Consider the following 17,754-nt stretch of genomic DNA (forward strand, 5'->3'; position numbering starts at 1 on the left):
AGATCGAATAATTTCTCTATTTTGTTGACAAAACCCATTAAAATCTAAAGAAAGCCAAGATTACTTAATTATAAATTTTAAGTAATAATTAATATAACAAAAAGTAAGAAGAAATAATATGAGTCTAACAGGTAAAGTAAAATGGTTCAATCCAACCAAAGGTTTTGGTTTTATTGAAAGAGAAGACAAAGAAAAAGATGTGTTTGTACATGTTTCAGCAGTTAGAGATGCTGGTATGAACGGTTTAGATGAGGGTCAAGCTTTGACTTTCGATGTTGAAGATGGTCCTAAAGGTCCTTCAGCAGTTAACTTAAAAACTGCATAATTTCACACTTCCTATTGGCTGAAAAAATTTTATTTTTTAATAAACAATTTTATTCAGCCAGTACCAAATCTTATAAAAAACAACTTTTAGTCAAAAAATTTAATTATATAAGTTGTATTTAAAATAATAAAAAATTTATGATCGGAATTTTAGGTGGAATGGGTACTCAAGCTGGTCTTGATTTTTGCAATAAGCTTGCAGTACTTAATAGAGGTAAAATTGATCAAGAATATCCTTTATTTGTTCTGTATAACAAATCAAATATTCCGGGAAGGCCAGAGTCTATAGGTACTCAAACAAAAAACTTATCAAATCTAAATTCAAATAAATCTAATAAAACAAAATATAATAAAGTTTTAAAAAGTCTTCTTGAAGGCTGTAAGTTATTAGAAAAGAATAAATGCAAATTTATTGTTATCCCATGTAACACAGCACATTATTGGTTTGATGATCTACAAAAAAAAATCGGTATTCCAATTATAAATATGCCAAAAGAAGTTTTTAAATTTACAAAAAAGAACTGTAAAAAAAATTCAAAAGTTGGTTTATTGGCCACTGAAGGTACTTTAAAAACTGGAGTGTATAATAAATTTTTTGACGAGACCTATCAATTGGTTAATCCATCTGAAAATCTTCAAAAAAATTCAGTAAATAAAGCAATCAAGTTTGTAAAAATGGGCAATGTTAGAGCTGCTGAAAAAGCTATTAAACCAGCTATAAAATATTTGCTAAAAATGAAGTGTAAAAAAATAATTTTAGGTTGTACTGAGTTACCAATTGCAATATTTGCCTTTAAATCATTCAAGAATATTAAATCTTCAAAAATATTTTTAGATCCAAATTTAATTCTTGCTCACTCTGCAATGCAGAAACACAAAAGATAAACAGTGACATCTAAAATTGATAAGCCCTACGTTTTAAGAGTTGCTGAACTAATATATTCTAAAATAATTGAGATAAAAAACCAAAATCCTAAAGTTAATAACATCCAAGCATTCGAGATTTTCATGACAACAAAAGATTATGATTTTATTAGCTCAGGAGAATTTCATGAAAATTGGATATCTGAATTAAAAGATAACAATTTTATTGATAAAATTACTGGTAAGAAAATTAATGAAGAAACATTAAGACTTTTAGACATTCAAAAAGATTCTATGGTTAAATTTTTGCTTAAAATACCAAAATTGTATTATACAAAAACTCATTTCCCTTTGGAATTGTCTCAAAGAGCCTTTAATCATCTTTGGAGAGTGTGTGAAAGTTACGAAATGTGGTGCAAAGAAACTAAGCAAAAAAATTTGATTAAATTAAATTTAATTGATTAAATTTAAATTTATTAATTACAGTGATTAAGGTATTCCCATTTATATTTATTTTACTTTGGTCATCCGCATTTATAACTACAAAACCAATCATTGATTACAGCGATCCTTTTGCTGCATTAGCCTTTCGATTTGCACTCGTAGCATTTGGTTTTTTAATTTTTTCTATCTACTCAAGGCAGAAAATAATTGTAAGTAAGAAAAATTTTTTACAATCTTTTTTCAGTGGAGTTCTTTTTCATGGATTTTATTTAGGAGGTGTTTTTTATTCAATTTCTATTGGAATGCCTACTGGCCTTGCTGCTTTAATTGTAACTCTTCAGCCAATACTAACTAACGTATTAAGTGGACCAATACTTAAAGAGAAGGTTTCTATTAAACAATGGATAGGTGTTTTATTGGGATTTGTTGGGGCATCATTGGTTCTCGGTTTTGAAATTGGGTCAAAAATTCCAACTGCTGGATTAATTGCAACCATTATAGCTTTGATAGCAATAACAAGTTCAACTCTTTGGCAAAAAACAATAAGCAACAACCTGCCCTTATCAGTAAGTAATATGAACCAAGCACTTGGGGGTTTTTCGTTTCATTTATTAATTATAATTTTTTTTGCTGATCCTTACATTGAATTTTCAAAAACATTTATAATTGCAATGAGTCATCAAATTTTTTTAGTGTCCTTTGGAGCATTCACAATACTTATGTTCTTAATTAAAAAAAATTCCGCAAGCAAAACAGTTTCGATATTTTTTTTAATTCCTCCAACATCTGCGTTCATGGCATGGTTATTTTTAAATGAGAAATTATCTAATTTAGATCTTTTAGGATTTTTTATAGCTACTATTGGTGTTTATATTGCTACTAGAGATAAATAATTACTTTGCAATATATCCAAATTCTAAAGATGCGTCTGTTATTGAGTGATAAAGAGATTCGCCAAAACTTCTTAATCCAAATATTCTAAATTTATCTGGATCATCATTAAGCATATCAATAGTTACTGACATTCCGTTATAAGTAGAATTTAAACATTGATTTTTTTCTAGCTCACCAAAATTAAATGGGCATCCTTTTTTTAAAACTTCCTTAGCCTCCTTACCTTCAATTTCAATTATTGCTTTTGAATGAGATACGTCTGTTATTGCAAATTCATTATCATTAAATTTTTGCTCTATTTCATTTAAAGTGTCCTTTTTCTTAGAAACTAAAATCCAATTTCTTGGACCGTTCCAAAGTATTCTTGTGTTATCATTGGAGGTAACTATAGATGGATTATCTCTTAAATTTAGGCCATCTACCTGCATATTGTCTAATGATGATTTTGAACTTTTATACTGAACTATCTGTACTATTAATAAATTAGTAGTTTCAGATATTGAAAGTAAATTTTTATCATCTTTACCTTCAAAATCTCCAAATTGACCTTTTGCATGCACATTATTTAAAGCTGAAATTAAACTCATGATCTAACTCTTTCTCCTTTTGGATCAACATAATGTGATGAAACTATTTCTACTGGAATAACTTTGTTTTTTAATGGAGACATTACAAATAATTTTTCTCCAATCATATTTTTTCCATCTTTTAATATTGCTAGTGAAAATGGATTATCATGCTCAACACTCCAACAAGAGGCTGAGATATGACCTAATTTTTTATTCGGCAAAGGAGCGTTAGCGTCTTTAACTAAGTGTGAACCTTCTGGAATACTAGTTTTTTTATCCAATGGAACAACGCCTACAATTCGCTGTCTATCTTCAGCTACAAAAGCTGCTCTCTGTAATGATCTTTTTCCAATAAAGTCTTTCTTTTTACTCAATAACCCTTCTAATGCATTGTCGTAAGGAATTGTTCTTCCATCTAATTCAGAACCTGCAACATGCCCCATTTCAATTCTAAGTGTAGACAGTGCTTCAGTTCCATATGGTTGAATTTGAAACTCTTCTCCAAGTTCAATTATTTTTTCCCACATAAATCTTCCGTTATCAGACTCAACATTAACTTCGTAAGCTAATTCACCTGAGAATGAAATTCTGAATATTCTAGCTTTAACACCAAATAAATCACCCTCGACATACCCCATAAATGGAAGACCTTCATTAGATACATCTGTTTTAGGAAACAATTTCTGTAATAAATCTCTTGATTTAGGACCAGCTATGGCAGCTCCCGCCCATTGCTCAGTTGTTGAAACTACATTTACATTAAGTTCAGGCCAAACAAGTTGCAAATAATACTCTAAATGCGAAAGCACATTCGCTGCTTGAGCAGTAGTTGTTGTCATGTGATAGTGGTTTTCTGAAATTCTAGTAGTTGTACCATCATCCATCACTATCCCATCTTCTCTTAACATCACTCCATATCTTGCTTTTCCAACAGGTAACTTCAACCATGCATTTGTGTATACTCTGTTTAAAAATTCAGCAGCATCAGGACCTTTAACGTCGATCTTACCAAGAGTTGTTACATCACAAACACCAACATTTGTTCTTACATTTTTCGCTTCTCTCTTTGAAGCTTCGAACAAAGTTTCGTTTCCTCTTTTATAGTATCTTGGTCTTAACCAAACTCCTGCATCAACAAAAACAGCGTTATGCTCTTCATGCCAATTGTGAATTGGAGATTTTCTTGTTGGTTTTGAATGCTTTCCTACTTCTCTACCAACAATAGCACCTATTGAAATAGGTGTATAAGGAGGTCTAAAAGTTGTGTGGCCAACAGACGGAACAACTTTATTTTCAATCTCAGATACTAATTGTAATCCATTTAAATTACTTGTTTTTCCTTGGTCTGTTGCCATACCTAAAGTGGTATATCTTTTTACATGTTCAATTGATCTATAACCTTCTCTTAATGCAATCTCTACATCAGAAACAGCAACATCATTTTGAAAATCTAAAAATCTTTTATAACTTTTACCTTTTGGTAATGGAACACACCAAAACTTATCATGTTTAGAATATTTTTTTTCAACTACATTTGGAATAGATATTTCGTTATCTTTCTCAGTAATTTTTTTTGATAATTCTTTTCCTTTTTCAAATGATGTTTTTAAAGTTTCTTCTAGTGTAAATACACCATTAGCAGCTCCCAAAGTTGTTTCATTTTGTTTTGAAACTCCTGGAACAAACGCGTCTATCTCTTCATTAAATTTAGTTTTATTTCCTGATTGTGATGCCAAATGAATTGTAGGTGTCCAAAATCCAGAAACACATATACAATCACAATTTATATTCTCTATTTTACTAAGTGTTTTCTTGTCTTCAGAAATAGTTGCCACATCAGCTGATTTTACTTTTTTATAACCTTGTGCTGCAACTACTACATATGAATTTTTAATATTAATTCCTAAATTTTTTGCTTCATCAATAATTTCTGATTGTGGATTTGATCTTGAATCTAAAACTATAGGCTCAACTCCATGTTTTTTAAATTCAATTGCAGTTTCATAGCCACTATCATTGTTTGTAAATACTAAAGGTTTTTTTCCAACTAAGACGCCATAAACTTTTAAATATTCTTTAGCTGCAGATGAAAGCATTACTCCAGGAGTATCATTGTTTCCAAAAACAATTGGTCTTTCGATTGATCCAGATGAAATTAGAACTTCTTTTGCTCTAATGTACCAAAGTCTTTTGTTTGGATGGTATTTTTTAGTTTTAGGTAAATGATCACTAACTTTTTCAGACATTACCAACATATTGTGATCATAGTATCCAAAAACTTGAGATCTATTTTTTACGGTTACATTAGGCATCTCTTTTAATTCTGAAATAATACCGTCCGCCCAATCTTTTCCAGATTGGTTACCGATATTCACATCACTCGTTAATAATGAACCGCCATATCTTGGTTTATCTTCAGCTAAAATAACTTTGGCTCCATTTTTGGCTGCAGAATAGGCGCTCGCTAAACCTGATGGTCCAGACCCAGCAATTAAAAGATCACAGTACTCGTATTTATGTTCGTATCTCTCTTTATCGTGTTTTGTTGAAGCTACACCTAATCCAGCTGCTTTTCTTATAAATGGCTCATAAATTTTGTACCAAAAGCTTTTTGGCCACATAAAAGTTTTATAATAAAATCCAGCAGGTAAAAATATTTTTAAAAAATTGTTTATAGCTCCAATATCAAAGTTAACACTTGGCCAACAATTAACACTGTTTGCCTCTAATCCTTCAAATAATTCTTGTTCAGTTGCTTTAATATTTGGCTCCGTTTCACCATTTCTATAAAGTTGAACAACTGCATAAGGTTCATCAACTCCTGCACCAAAAAACCCTCTGGGTCTGTGATATTTAAAACTTCTACCAACTAAATGAACACCATTTGCGAGTAAAGCTGAAGCTAATGTATCACCCTCATAACCAAAATAAGATGTACCGTTGAACTTAAAAGAAATTTTTTTATTTCTATTAATTAAGCCACCTGTTTCTATTCGATAACTCTGAGTCATTAAGCAATTTCTTCGTTAGCTTTATAAGTTTTAAAAATTTCATGTGTTGCAGTATCTCTTTCAACTTTTATCCACTGTCTGCAACCAGATAAATGCTGCCAAAGTTCTAAATGTTTTCCTCTAGGACTAACTCTATTGTATACGAAGTTATCCCATTCTTGATCTGTAACTTCTTTATTTAGTTCTGGTCTTTTAACAGTAGCATCTCCACCATAAGAAAATTCATTTTGAGATCTCATTCCACAATGTGGGCATTTAATATGTAACATTTATGAAATCCAAGTTTTTGTACCAAGACCTTTTTCATCAATAAGATGACCAGTACTAAATCTGTTCAAACTGTATCCTGCATTTAATTCATGAACTCTATCTTGAGCAATAGTATGTGCAAATGTCCATCCTGATGCTGGAGTTGCTTTAAAGCCTCCATAACACCATCCACAATTTAAATACAAACCATCAATATGAGTTTTATCAATTATTGGTGAACCGTCCATTGACATGTCCATAATCCCACCCCAAGTTCTTAGCATTTTTAATTTACTTAAAAATGGCATCATCGCAATTCCTTCAGTTAAAACATGTTGTAATGTTGGAAGATTACCTCTTTGAGCGTAACTATTGTAACCATCAAGGTCTCCACCCATTACCATTTCACCTTTGTCTGATTGACTAATATAAAAATGACCTGCACCAAAAGTTACAACTTTGTCTAAAATTGGTTTCACTGGTTCAGAAACACAAGCTTGTAAAAGATGAGTTTCAATTGGCAAAGTCATATTTAATTTTTCTGCTAAAATATTTGTGCTACCAGCAACGCATAGACCAACTTTCTTTGCCTTAATATTTCCTCTCGATGTTCTTATCCCTTTTATTTTTCCTGCAGAAACATCAAAACCTGTAACTTCACAATTTTGAATTATATCTACCCCCATAGAGTCTGCTTGACGTGCATACCCCCAAGCAACTGCATCATGACGAGCAGTTCCAGCACTTGGTTGCATCAATCCACCAAAGATAGGAAATCTTACGTTGTCTGAAAAGTCAGCCATTGGGATTAATTCTTTTACTTCTTCTCTGTTTAAAAGAACTGCATCAATTCCGTTTAATCTCATCGAATTTCCTCTTCTTGCATATGCATTCATTTGTGCATCTGAGTGTGCAAGATTAATAATTCCTCTTGGAGAAAACATTACGTTGTAATTTAAGTCCTGACTCATCTTTCTCCATAGATCCATTCCAAACTCACTGAAAAGACCATTTTCATCATGCATGTAGTTTGATCTAATAATTGTAGTGTTACGTCCAACATTTCCACCGCCAATCCATCCTTTTTCAATGATGGCTACTTTTGTAATTTGATGTTCTTTAGCTAGATAATATGCGGTAGCTAAACCATGACCACCACCCCCAATGATAACAACATCGTACTCTTCTTTAGGATTTGGATCTTTCCAAGCTAAATCCCAATTTTGATGACCTGTTAATGCATTTTTAACCAAGCTAAAAATAGAATACTTTTGCATATTTGAATTTTATATTAATGAATTTAAATAGTTCTTATTTTTTTTATATATATATTTTAGAAGTTTCGAAAAATCTCAAATAAGATAATTATTATGCAAAAAAATTTATAATAAAGGATAACGAATGAGCGAAGTAAAATCAGATATACAGATAGCTAGAGAAGCTAAAATGCAACCAATAAATGATATTTTAGCAAAGATAAATGTACCTGATGAAAGCTCTGCGTTTAGTCCTATGGGCAGACATATTGCAAAAATAAATTTAGAATATTTAGAGCAACTAAAAGACAAGCCAGATGGAAAATTAATTTTAGTAACTGCTATTACTCCAACTCCAGCAGGAGAAGGAAAAACTACAACTTCGGTTGGATTAAATGATGGTTTAAATAAAATTGGAAAAAAATCTATCGTATGTCTTAGAGAACCAAGCTTAGGTCCTTCTTTTGGTATGAAAGGTGGTGCAGCTGGTGGAGGTTATGCTCAAGTCGTTCCAATGGAACAAATAAATTTACATTTCACAGGTGACTTTCATGCAATTACTTCAGCTCATAATTTATTATCAGCGTTAATCGATAATCATATTTATTGGGGAAATAAACTGGATATCGATGTTAGAAGAATTGTTTGGAAAAGAGTTATGGACATGAATGATAGATCGTTAAGATCCATAAATATAAATTTAGGTGGTGTAGCAAATGGTTTTCCTAGAGAAGATGGTTTTGATATCACAGTTGCATCAGAGATAATGGCAATCTTTTGCTTATCAAATGATTTGGAAGATTTAGAAAAAAGAATTGGAAATATCACTATTGGGTACACTAGAGATAAAAAACCAGTTTATGCGAAAGACTTAAATGCTCAAGGTCCTATGACAGTTCTTTTAAAAGAAGCTATCAGACCTAATGTTACACAAACTTTAGAAAACAATCCTGCAATTATTCATGGTGGTCCATTTGCGAATATTGCTCATGGTTGTAACTCAGTTATTGCAACAAAGACTGGTTTAAAATTAGCAGACTATGTTGTAACCGAAGCAGGATTTGGTGCTGACCTTGGTGCAGAAAAGTTTTTAGATATTAAATGTAGAAAATCAAATTTAAAACCGAGCTGTGTAGTAATTGTTGCAACTATAAGAGCTTTAAAAATGCACGGTGGTGTTGCTAAAGATGATTTAAAGAATGAAAATGTTGAAGCTTTAAAAAAAGGGTTGGTAAATTTAGAAAGACATATTCAAAATGTTAAAAAGTTTGGTTTACCGGTAGCAGTAGCAGTTAATCATTTTATAAAAGATACTGATAATGAAGTAAAAGCACTTATAGATTTTTGTGATAATTTAGGTGTTAAAGCAAGTCTATGTACTCATTGGGCAAATGGTGGTGAAGGTACAAAAGAATTAGCAGCTCATGTTTCAGAATTGTGTGAAAAAGATGAAGCTAAATTTCAATTTTTATACGAAAGTAAAACACCTTTGTTTAAAAAAATAGAGACTATTGCAAAAGAAATTTATAGAGCAGATGAGGTGATCGCTGATACAAAAATTAGAGATCAACTTAAAAACTTTGAAGAAGCTGGATATGGTGATTTACCAATTTGCGTTGCTAAAACTCAATACAGTTTTTCAACAGATCCAAATCTTAAAGGAGCACCGACAGGTCATGCGTTACCAGTGAGAGAAGTAAGGCTATCATCAGGAGCAGAATTTATTGTGGTTATTTGCGGTGCCATCATGACTATGCCTGGATTACCAAGAGTCCCAGCAGCTGACTCTATTAAACTTAATGAAAAAGGTGAAATTGAAGGGTTATTCTAAGTTAAGATAATTTAACCAATTCTCTAATTCCCTCATTCTGGAAATTTTATCTAATTTTTTGTTTTCTATTTCTATATTTTTAATGTGATCATCAATATGATTTTGGTCTTCAAAAGCACCACGTTCAATAAGTCTATCTTTTCTAAAAATAATTAAGTTTATCATTTTATTGTAAGTAATTTCTGGATGATACTGAAGGCCCCACACATCACAATTTCCAATTTTAAAATTTAAACCTTGAACTTTATTTATTGGGTTCGAAGCTAGCAGTTTCGAATTTTCCGGAAGAGTTACAACTTCATCAAAATTAAATGCTGGAGTATTAAACTTTTTATTTTTGTTTTTATATAATGGATGATTTAAACCATTTTCATTAATTTCAATATCTCTTGCAATCCCTCGGTGTGACCCCTTCTCAGCTTTTTTTACTTCACCACCAGCGGCAGTTACTGCAACTTGCATCCCCCAACAAATCGCTAGAACTTTTTTAATTTTTTTCTGACACTCTTTCATAAATTCTATTTGTCTTAAAATTTCAGGTGTCTTGTTATAAATATTTAAACTACTTCCACCCCAAATAAGACCATCATAACTTTCTAATGGATCAATATTCTCGCTTATATTTTCATCTGAAGATGGATTAACTACATCTATATTTAGTTGATCAGTAAAATGAGAAAGACTATGTTTTAAGCTTTCAGTATGAGTTTGAATACCTGCTTCTGTAAAACTTTGATTTTCCTCTTGTAAATTACCTTCTACTACCAAAATTTTCTTCATTAAAATAATTCTCCTGAAATACTTTTTTTATACATCTCTTTTAAATCATCTTGTGTTATTTTTTTTGGATTGCCTCCTGTAGATGGATCTTCAAATGCCATTAAAGAAAGTTTTTCTAAATCAATTTCATTACAATCCATAACATCTGAAAGTTTATGAGGTATGTTTAATTCTTTACGCAAATTTAATATCCATTCTAAAAAGCTTTCAAATGTACTATTTAGATTAAGATAATTACAAATAGATATAATTCTGTTTTCAATAATTGATTTATTGAAAGTTAAAACATAAGGCATAAATATCGCGTTACTTAAACCATGATGTACATCAAACTGTGCATTTATCGGATGACTTAGAGAATGTATTGCACCAAGACCCTTTTGAAAAGCAGTAGAGCCCATGCTAGATGCCGCTAACATTTCAGATCTAGCTTCTATGTTCTTACCATTTTTATAAACTTCTATTAAAGAATTTTTAATTAATCTCATACCCTCAAGTGCAATTCCATCTGCCATTGGATGAAATCCAGGTGCACAAAAAGCCTCAAGATTGTGAGCAAGTGCATCCATTCCTGTTGCAGCTGTTATTCTTGGTGGAAGATCTTTGGTTAAATTTGGATCTAAGATTACAATAGAAGGTAAAATTTTTGGATGAAAAATTATTTTTTTTATTCCTGTTTCTTCATTAATGATGGCTGAAGCTCTTCCTGTTTCTGAGCCTGTTCCTGCAGTAGTTGGAACCGCTATAATTGGAGAAATTTTATTTCCATCAGCTCTTGTCCAATAATCACCTATATCTTCAAAATCCCATATAGGTCTTTTTTGACCGCACATAAAAGCTATCCCCTTTCCAACATCTAATGCACTACCTCCACCAAAGGCAATTACTCCATCGCAGTTTTTTTCTATATATAAAGAGACCCCTTCCATTACGTTTTTTCCAGTTGGGTTTCCTGAAAATTGTGAAAATACTTGTAAATGATCAAAGTCATTTTTTAATTTTTCAATTACTTTTGAAGTCATTGGAAGATTTAAGAGATCTTTATCGGTTACAAAAAGTGGACTTTTAATTTTTAAGCTCAAAGAGGCGTTTGCAAGATCTTCTATTTTACCTGCTCCAAACCAAATAGTAGTGGGATAATTCCAATTCATATTATTTATAAAGAATATATTTATTTGATTAATTAATCACTTAAAAATTAATTATTTATTAAATCTAAATATAATGCAGCAGACCAAGAAAAATTATTAGCTCCATAAGGAGTTCCTGATTTACAACTGTAGTATTCATGAAAATCTTTTTCATGTATTAAATCCAAAGTGTGTAATTTTATTTTATTGGCAAATTCAGGATCTTTTTCTAATAATCCTTTGTATAAGATCCAATTACAATTAATCCAAACAGGTCCTCTCCAATATCTTATCTCCTCAAAATATTTGCTATCAGGCTTTATTGACGAAAAGAAATATTTTTCATTCGAATTATACTTTTTTAAACTTTGAATTATCGAATTATTAATTTCTTTATTTTGAATATCTGCAAACAAAATAAAATAATTTGTAATAGAGGGGATTTCTAACGATTGATTATTTAAAATATCAAATGAGAAAAATGAATTATCACCTTTGTTATATAAACTAATTAATTTATTCTCTGTTTGTATTATTTTTTTTTGTATTGATGTGCAGTCAATATTATTATTTTTTGCAATATAGACTAGATCTTTGCAAGCTTTCAAAAATAAAGAATTAAAACCTATATCAGCGACATTAAACATTGAAATATCATAGAGTTTTTCAGGATTATATTTTTCATTTCTAAACTGATTTAAAAGAGTAATGTAACAATCATAGTCCCTTTTAAGTGGTCGTACATCACTACTTGAAACATCCAAATCTCTTCTTTTGTATTCAAGATTTTCCTCAATTAAAATTTTACTTAAAGGAAAATCCCATAAAGGTGAATTATCTGTACCACTTTCCCAAGGATGCAATATTGACACTAAACCAGTATCATTTGGGTCTCTATATTTATAAAACCATTCTAAATATTTTTTTGTTTTTTTTATTAAGTTCAAAATTCTTTCCATTTCACTCGAACTAAATTCATTCTTATCTAAAATTAATTTTAAAATACTTGAGACTATAGGAGGTTGAGTTATACCAGATGATGGAATTTTGTTACCACACTGCCAAGTATTGTGATTAGGAAAATAATTTTCATCCTTTTGATGAAATAAAATATGAGGAACCATACCATCTGACCATTGTCCTTCGAACAACTTTTCTAACTCAACTATTGCGTATTCTTTATTAAAATAAGAATAACCGAGTGCTATATATGCTGAGTCCCAATTCCATTGAGCTGGGTATAACTTATTATTTGTAGGCAGAGTATATCCCTCACGCCTATTATTTAATAAAATATTTTCAGCTTCTTTTTTTAACAAACTCATTAACCCTTAACACTCCCTGATGTTAATCCACTAACTAAATATTTTTCAAAATAAACAAAAATAAATAAAATTGGTAAAGTTACAACTACTGAACCAGCCATTAAATATTGTCTTGGCGTTTCAGCTCCTACATTTAAGAACTGTATTGCTCTTGATAATGTAAATGAGCTAGGACTGTCCAAAAACATTAGTGAAAATAAAAATTCATTCCAAGCAATCATAAATACATATAACGCTACAGAGGCAATTGCTGGTAAACTTAAAGGTAAAATGATTTTAACAATTATTCCAAACCAATTTTGTCCATCCATTATACCTGCTTCTTCAAGTTCTTTTGGTATACTTTTGAAATAACCTTGGAGCATATAAATTGCCACTGGCAGTGTTGTGGCCGTATAAATAATCAATAATCCAAATACAGAATTTCTTAAACCTAACTGACTAAAAACAGTGTAGAGAGGAATTACGAGCACTATCGCAGGAAACATATATATAATTAGAATAGATGTAGACAAAAAATGTTTTCCAAAAAAGTTCAATCTTGCAACGGCATAAGCTGCTGGAATCCCAAGTAATAAAGTAATTATAACCGTACCTACTGACACAATTGAACTGTTAAGCATGTACCTGCCAAAATTATATTCAGTAAAAACTACAATATAGGATTTGAATAAGGTTTTTATATCTTGTGTTAAATCAACACTGAAATCTAAAGGATTAATTAATAAAAGAGCTTGAGTTTTGAAACTTGTTACTAACATCAAGTAAAATGGGAATAAAATTACAAAAGAAAAAAAAATTATTCCAAATAAAGTTAAAAAATCAAAAAATATAATTTGTGCTGAAAAATCATAACTAAAATGTTTTTTGTTATAGCTAGATAGCTTATTAACAAAAAATAATAGGATCAAAAATGTACCTATATAATGCCAAATAGGCAAAGAACTATTATTAAAATAATCAATCAATACAAACACAGATGCTAATAAAATCACTTTAGATAATTTGTTTAACTTTTCGCTTAACAAAATTGAAATAATAGAAATTATAATTCCACTTAAAAAATAAAAATTGAAATTTAAAGTTTTAAGTTCAATTCCTTGTAATGTAGAAAGAATTTTCCAAATAGAAATTAGAGAAAATAAAAAAAATGAGGAAATTGTACTGAAAGTGATAATTGATTTAACTCTCATTGGCTCTCTTTCCTATAAGTTTAAAATAAATTAACATGAAAAATAAAAGCAACATTACAATCACCATCGATACAGCTGATCCCATCCCAATATTTCCTATCGAAAATCCCTGTTCATAAACATTAATTGGAAGTGTTCTAGTGCCTGATGCACCACCTGTTAAAAGAAAAATATCTTCAAACTTATTAAAATTCCAAATAAATCTAATCATAAATAAAATAGAAATAACTGCTGTAATCTGTGGCAATGTTATATTTATAAATTTACTGTAAGGCCCAGCTCCATCAATATCTGCTGCCTCATAAAGTTCTTTAGGAACTGCTTGAAGTCTTGCTAATATAAAAAGAAACGCTAAAGGAAAATATCTCCAGATTTCAAAGATAATAACAGTTGTTAGAGCTAATCTTAATTTAAATTCAAAACCGAAAACAAAAATTGATAAATATTTTTGACCTAACAAATTTATTGGCTTATCTATAATATTATAATTCAGTAGCAGGTTGTTTAAAGTACCACTATTAGGATCTAATAAAAGTTCCCATGTAAAAGCTAAGGCCACAACAGGAGCTACGTAGGGAAAAAGTAATGTGCTTCGTACAAAGCTTCGACCTCTAAACTTTTGATTTACCATTTGGGCTGACAAAATTCCAAAAACAATTGCACCCACTGTTCCAAAAAAAGTATAATAAAATGTTGTTAATAATAAATCTTTAAATTCATAGTTTGTGATTACTTTTTTAAAATTTGATAAAGTAAAATCACTTGTTAGAAGAATATTATCTGCTTTTCCTTTTAAATTAGGTTTATTTAATTTAAATTGTTTTTTATCAATTTTTTCACCATTTTTTGTCTCAAAAAAAATTACAAATTGCTCTCTGTATTTTTTTGACCAGTCGCCGAAATCACACTGAACTTTATTTGATGCGAACTTACATCTCTCATCTAAATCAATTGATTTAACATTGCTTGGGAATTTATCCTGAAATTTAACATCTCTAATGTCTTGAATTAATGAGCTATTTCTTAATTTATAGATAATCTTAATTTTTGAATCTTCGTTTTTAATAGATTTAACTATTTTTTTGGCTCGTGGCTCTGGAATTCTTATATCTTTTAATTGAACTTCTTTAAAACTAATCCAAACGTTTGAAAATATTGGAAATAATACTATTGCAAATACAATTAGAACTGCTGGCAAAGTTAAAGCATAGGCAGTCCTTTTTTCTATTTTTGAAAGTGAATTACTCATAAAAAAAGCGGATAATTAATATTATCCGCTTTTTTAAAAAATTAAAATTAATTGAACTGTTTTAGTGCTTTGTTAATCATATCAACTGCTTCATCAACATCAATTTGATCATCAATATACAATCTTGTGATACGGTTTAAGAATTGAGAATTGATTATTTTAGATGCTTTTGAAAGTTCACCTTCTTTAACTCCCCATCTACTCGCTGTATCTAAACCAGCAACAATATTATTGATAACATCTGCTGAGTACAAATCTGTCAAAGCAGCTTTTCTATCAACACCAACTGGTAATTTACTCCAAGCTTTAGTGAAAGCCTCAGGATCAGTTGAGTTACCTCTTCTTACAGGAAACTTACCTTCTGGTGCAATTGATAATGTACTCGTATAACCTTCATCCATTGAATACATTATAAATTGTTTTGCTTCATCAGTGTCAGCATCTGCTGTTATTCCAAAGTATCTAATATCTGCCCAAGCAGCACCACTTTTATTACCTGGTCCACTAAAATTAGTTATAAAACCAGTTCTAGATGCAAGTTCAGATGATGTTGGGTCATCATTAATTGTTGGTGGTGCTGAATCTCTTAAGCCAGCAAGTTCATCCATAATAAATGGAGACCAAATAATCATTGGAGTTTTTCCAGCAAAGTAAAGTTCTCTTGACTGTTTCCAGTACAATTCACCTTCAGGACTTGCTTTAGCGATTGTTTTATAAAACTCTAAAGCTCTTTTTAATTTCCAGCCTTGATTACCTTTTTTTACTATATTCACTCCGTTAGCCAATAAAACATGCTCTAAAACTTGACTCATAAAGTTTTCATCTGTTTTAGTTGCAGCAACAAAACCAAACATATCGTCAGACGATAATGCCTCTACTGCTTTAATAATGTTTTCATAACTTGTTGGTGGTTCTAAACCAGCTTTTTTAAATAAATCTTTTCTATAAACGATCATTTGTGTCCAACCATCTACAGGAACAGCGGCTATCTTAGTTCCTTTTTTAGCCATGTTCAAAGCACCTGGTGCAAATGTTTTCTTGCCTAACTCTTTAACTACATCATTGTTAGCATCAACATCTAAAATTCCTGCTTCAGCCCATGGCAAAACATATTGCAGTGTATGATAAATTACATCAGGTAAATCACCTGCTGCAGCTGCAGCTGTTGCTCTTTTACCTAATTCTTTTTCATCGATTGGAATAACCTCAACTGCAATACCAGTTTTTGCTTCGAATGCTTTAGCCATATCTTCTTGCTTAGCCATTCTTGCTGGTTGAGTTTCAGTTGTCCAAAACTTAATATCTGCAAAAGCAACATTGTTTACAAAAAATGCTACAGCAGATAATAGTATTAAAGTTTTTTTAAACATAATTACCTCTTGTTAATTAATTTTTTTAAACCTTAATATTTTTTAGAAAAAATTTCTTATGCAATAGTGTCATCCCTGTTATGAGGTAATTTCAAAAACTATAAAAAAAACCTTTATTTAAAGGCTAAATTATTGCTGTCGAATAAATGACATTTGCTTAGATCGAATCCTAAACTAAGACTATCTCCAACGTTGACTTTGCTAGCACCATCAGTTTGGACTACTAATGGCTCTCCCTCTTTTTCTAGATATAAAAAAGTAGATGAACCTAATTTTTCAATCACAAATACCTTACTCTCCCAACATTTTTCACCACTATTTATTAAGATATGCTCAGGTCTGATACCAATCTTTACATTATCTCCAGGTGAAACTTTATCTGAAGTTTTTGTAACGATAATTTTTCCTTGTCCTGAAATTTCAACTTCTGTTCCAGAATTATTAGAGCTTATAACTTTAGAATTAATAAAGTTCATCTTTGGTGAACCAATAAAACCCCCAACGAATAAATTTTCAGGCTCATTGTATAATTTTAAAGGTGATCCTTTTTGAGAAACAATACCTTGATCCAATACAACTATATCATCTGCAAGTGTCATTGCTTCAGTTTGATCGTGTGTAACATAAATCATTGTTGCATTTAATTGATCATGCAATTTAGCAAGTTCGACTCTCATCTGAACTCTTAAAGCCGCATCTAAGTTAGACAATGGTTCATCAAATAAAAATACTTTTGGTTTTCTTGTAATGGCTCTACCAATTGCAACTCTTTGTCTTTGTCCTCCTGACAATTGTTTTGGTTTTCTCTCTAAGTATTCTTCAATTTGAAGAATTTTAGCAGCCTCCATAACTCTCTCGGTAATCTCCTCTTTAGATTTTTTTTCAATCTTTAAACCAAAAGCCATGTTGTCAAAAACTGTCATATGTGGATACAATGCATAAGATTGAAAGACCATTGCTATATTTCTTTCTTTTGGTGGAAGATCATTTACAACTTGTCCGTCTATTGAAATTGTTCCTGAGTTGATCTCCTCTAAACCAGCTATCATTCTTAACATTGTTGATTTACCACATCCGCTTGGTCCAACTAATACAGTGAAAGATTCACTTTTAATATCTAGAGATACATCTTTAATGACATGTGTAGATCCAAAAGATTTATTTATGTTCGAAATATTTATCTCTGCCATCTTAAATTAATATTTATATTGTATTTTGAGTTTATATTTGATTATATTTATTTAGCATATTTATAAACTGGAGAA

At 30.6% G+C, this 17,754-nt stretch carries 16 protein-coding genes; 5 read left to right on the forward strand and 11 right to left on the reverse strand.

What is annotated here, in order from left to right; all coding sequences use genetic code 11:
• The first annotated feature begins 118 nt into the window (after positions 1-118).
• The 4 genes from ACTTAY_RS00850 to ACTTAY_RS00865 all read left to right on the forward strand — a co-directional run bounded on the left by ACTTAY_RS00850 (position 119) and on the right by ACTTAY_RS00865 (position 2,525).
• Complete coding sequence (locus tag ACTTAY_RS00850) at positions 119-325, forward strand: cold-shock protein (protein WP_075506166.1); 207 nt, start codon at positions 119-121, stop codon at positions 323-325.
• 137 nt (positions 326-462) lie between these two features.
• Positions 463-1,209: an aspartate/glutamate racemase family protein gene (locus tag ACTTAY_RS00855; RefSeq protein ID WP_440672015.1), complete on the forward strand. Its 747-nt coding sequence runs from the start codon at positions 463-465 to the stop codon at positions 1,207-1,209.
• Positions 1,210-1,212: 3 nt separating this feature from the next.
• The gene (locus ACTTAY_RS00860) at positions 1,213-1,653 is read left to right on the forward strand and encodes a hypothetical protein (RefSeq protein ID WP_440672016.1); all 441 of its coding nucleotides are present in this window, start codon (positions 1,213-1,215) and stop codon (positions 1,651-1,653) included.
• Between the two features lie 20 nt (positions 1,654-1,673).
• The gene (locus ACTTAY_RS00865) at positions 1,674-2,525 is read left to right on the forward strand and encodes a DMT family transporter (RefSeq protein WP_440672017.1); all 852 of its coding nucleotides are present in this window, start codon (positions 1,674-1,676) and stop codon (positions 2,523-2,525) included.
• Here ACTTAY_RS00865 and ACTTAY_RS00870 read toward each other — a convergent pair whose 3' ends face one another.
• From ACTTAY_RS00870 to ACTTAY_RS00885, 4 genes are read right to left on the reverse strand one after another with little or no spacing between them, the layout of a single operon-like run.
• On the reverse strand, positions 2,526-3,113 hold the full coding sequence (locus ACTTAY_RS00870; protein ID WP_440672018.1) for a sarcosine oxidase: 588 nt from the start codon (positions 3,111-3,113) through the stop codon (positions 2,526-2,528). It lies immediately after the preceding gene.
• Positions 3,110-6,106, reverse strand: a complete 2,997-nt coding sequence (locus ACTTAY_RS00875) for a sarcosine oxidase subunit alpha family protein (RefSeq protein ID WP_440672019.1) — start codon at positions 6,104-6,106, stop codon at positions 3,110-3,112. The genes ACTTAY_RS00870 and ACTTAY_RS00875 overlap by 4 nt, the downstream gene beginning before the upstream one ends.
• Positions 6,106-6,375 (reverse strand): sarcosine oxidase subunit delta, encoded by a 270-nt coding sequence (locus ACTTAY_RS00880; RefSeq protein ID WP_075506172.1) that lies wholly within the window; start codon positions 6,373-6,375, stop codon positions 6,106-6,108. Before ACTTAY_RS00880 ends, ACTTAY_RS00875 begins: the two co-directional genes overlap by 1 nt.
• Positions 6,376-7,632, reverse strand: a complete 1,257-nt coding sequence (locus ACTTAY_RS00885) for a sarcosine oxidase subunit beta family protein (RefSeq protein WP_440672020.1) — start codon at positions 7,630-7,632, stop codon at positions 6,376-6,378.
• Positions 7,633-7,756: 124 nt separating this feature from the next.
• Here ACTTAY_RS00885 and ACTTAY_RS00890 point away from each other — a divergent pair, with 124 nt between their 5' ends.
• The gene (locus tag ACTTAY_RS00890) at positions 7,757-9,442 is read left to right on the forward strand and encodes a formate--tetrahydrofolate ligase (RefSeq protein WP_440614111.1); all 1,686 of its coding nucleotides are present in this window, start codon (positions 7,757-7,759) and stop codon (positions 9,440-9,442) included.
• Here ACTTAY_RS00890 and ACTTAY_RS00895 read toward each other — a convergent pair.
• From ACTTAY_RS00895 to ACTTAY_RS00925, 7 genes are all read right to left on the reverse strand, one after another.
• Complete coding sequence (locus ACTTAY_RS00895; RefSeq protein WP_440672021.1) at positions 9,434-10,222, reverse strand: type 1 glutamine amidotransferase; 789 nt, start codon at positions 10,220-10,222, stop codon at positions 9,434-9,436. The genes ACTTAY_RS00890 and ACTTAY_RS00895 overlap by 9 nt on opposite strands.
• Positions 10,222-11,373, reverse strand: a complete 1,152-nt coding sequence (locus ACTTAY_RS00900; protein ID WP_440672022.1) for an iron-containing alcohol dehydrogenase — start codon at positions 11,371-11,373, stop codon at positions 10,222-10,224. The genes ACTTAY_RS00895 and ACTTAY_RS00900 overlap by 1 nt, the downstream gene beginning before the upstream one ends.
• Before the next feature lie 47 nt (positions 11,374-11,420).
• Complete coding sequence (locus ACTTAY_RS00905; protein WP_440672023.1) at positions 11,421-12,677, reverse strand: MGH1-like glycoside hydrolase domain-containing protein; 1,257 nt, start codon at positions 12,675-12,677, stop codon at positions 11,421-11,423.
• On the reverse strand, positions 12,677-13,870 hold the full coding sequence (locus ACTTAY_RS00910; RefSeq protein WP_440672024.1) for a carbohydrate ABC transporter permease: 1,194 nt from the start codon (positions 13,868-13,870) through the stop codon (positions 12,677-12,679). Before ACTTAY_RS00910 ends, ACTTAY_RS00905 begins: the two co-directional genes overlap by 1 nt.
• Positions 13,860-15,119: a carbohydrate ABC transporter permease gene (locus tag ACTTAY_RS00915; protein ID WP_440672025.1), complete on the reverse strand. Its 1,260-nt coding sequence runs from the start codon at positions 15,117-15,119 to the stop codon at positions 13,860-13,862. The genes ACTTAY_RS00910 and ACTTAY_RS00915 overlap by 11 nt, the downstream gene beginning before the upstream one ends.
• 47 nt (positions 15,120-15,166) lie before the next feature.
• A complete protein-coding gene (locus ACTTAY_RS00920) occupies positions 15,167-16,489 on the reverse strand; it encodes an ABC transporter substrate-binding protein (protein ID WP_440672026.1) in 1,323 nt (440 codons plus the stop codon).
• Positions 16,490-16,602: 113 nt separating this feature from the next.
• Positions 16,603-17,679 (reverse strand): ABC transporter ATP-binding protein, encoded by a 1,077-nt coding sequence (locus ACTTAY_RS00925; RefSeq protein ID WP_440672027.1) that lies wholly within the window; start codon positions 17,677-17,679, stop codon positions 16,603-16,605.
• Positions 17,680-17,754: the final 75 nt, after the last annotated feature.

This window comes from Candidatus Pelagibacter sp. HIMB1715 (genome assembly GCF_052047595.1).
GTDB lineage: Bacteria > Pseudomonadota > Alphaproteobacteria > Pelagibacterales > Pelagibacteraceae > Pelagibacter.

Bases quoted from the DNA above. Each gene is read 5' to 3' on its own strand.
- ACTTAY_RS00880 (WP_075506172.1), bottom strand. From the start codon at position 6,375: ATGTTACATATTAAATGCCCACATTGTGGAATGAGATCTCAAAATGAA.
- ACTTAY_RS00915 (WP_440672025.1), bottom strand. From the start codon at position 15,119: ATGAGTAATTCACTTTCAAAAATAGAAAAAAGGACTGCCTATGCTTTA.
- ACTTAY_RS00910 (WP_440672024.1), bottom strand. From the start codon at position 13,870: ATGAGAGTTAAATCAATTATCACTTTCAGTACAATTTCCTCATTTTTT.
- ACTTAY_RS00895 (WP_440672021.1), bottom strand. From the start codon at position 10,222: ATGAAGAAAATTTTGGTAGTAGAAGGTAATTTACAAGAGGAAAATCAA.
- ACTTAY_RS00855 (WP_440672015.1), top strand. From the start codon at position 463: ATGATCGGAATTTTAGGTGGAATGGGTACTCAAGCTGGTCTTGATTTT.
- ACTTAY_RS00925 (WP_440672027.1), bottom strand. From the start codon at position 17,679: ATGGCAGAGATAAATATTTCGAACATAAATAAATCTTTTGGATCTACA.
- ACTTAY_RS00875 (WP_440672019.1), bottom strand. From the start codon at position 6,106: ATGACTCAGAGTTATCGAATAGAAACAGGTGGCTTAATTAATAGAAAT.
- ACTTAY_RS00900 (WP_440672022.1), bottom strand. From the start codon at position 11,373: ATGAATTGGAATTATCCCACTACTATTTGGTTTGGAGCAGGTAAAATA.
- ACTTAY_RS00905 (WP_440672023.1), bottom strand. From the start codon at position 12,677: ATGAGTTTGTTAAAAAAAGAAGCTGAAAATATTTTATTAAATAATAGG.
- ACTTAY_RS00850 (WP_075506166.1), top strand. From the start codon at position 119: ATGAGTCTAACAGGTAAAGTAAAATGGTTCAATCCAACCAAAGGTTTT.
- ACTTAY_RS00870 (WP_440672018.1), bottom strand. From the start codon at position 3,113: ATGAGTTTAATTTCAGCTTTAAATAATGTGCATGCAAAAGGTCAATTT.
- ACTTAY_RS00885 (WP_440672020.1), bottom strand. From the start codon at position 7,632: ATGCAAAAGTATTCTATTTTTAGCTTGGTTAAAAATGCATTAACAGGT.
- ACTTAY_RS00920 (WP_440672026.1), bottom strand. From the start codon at position 16,489: ATGTTTAAAAAAACTTTAATACTATTATCTGCTGTAGCATTTTTTGTA.
- ACTTAY_RS00890 (WP_440614111.1), top strand. From the start codon at position 7,757: ATGAGCGAAGTAAAATCAGATATACAGATAGCTAGAGAAGCTAAAATG.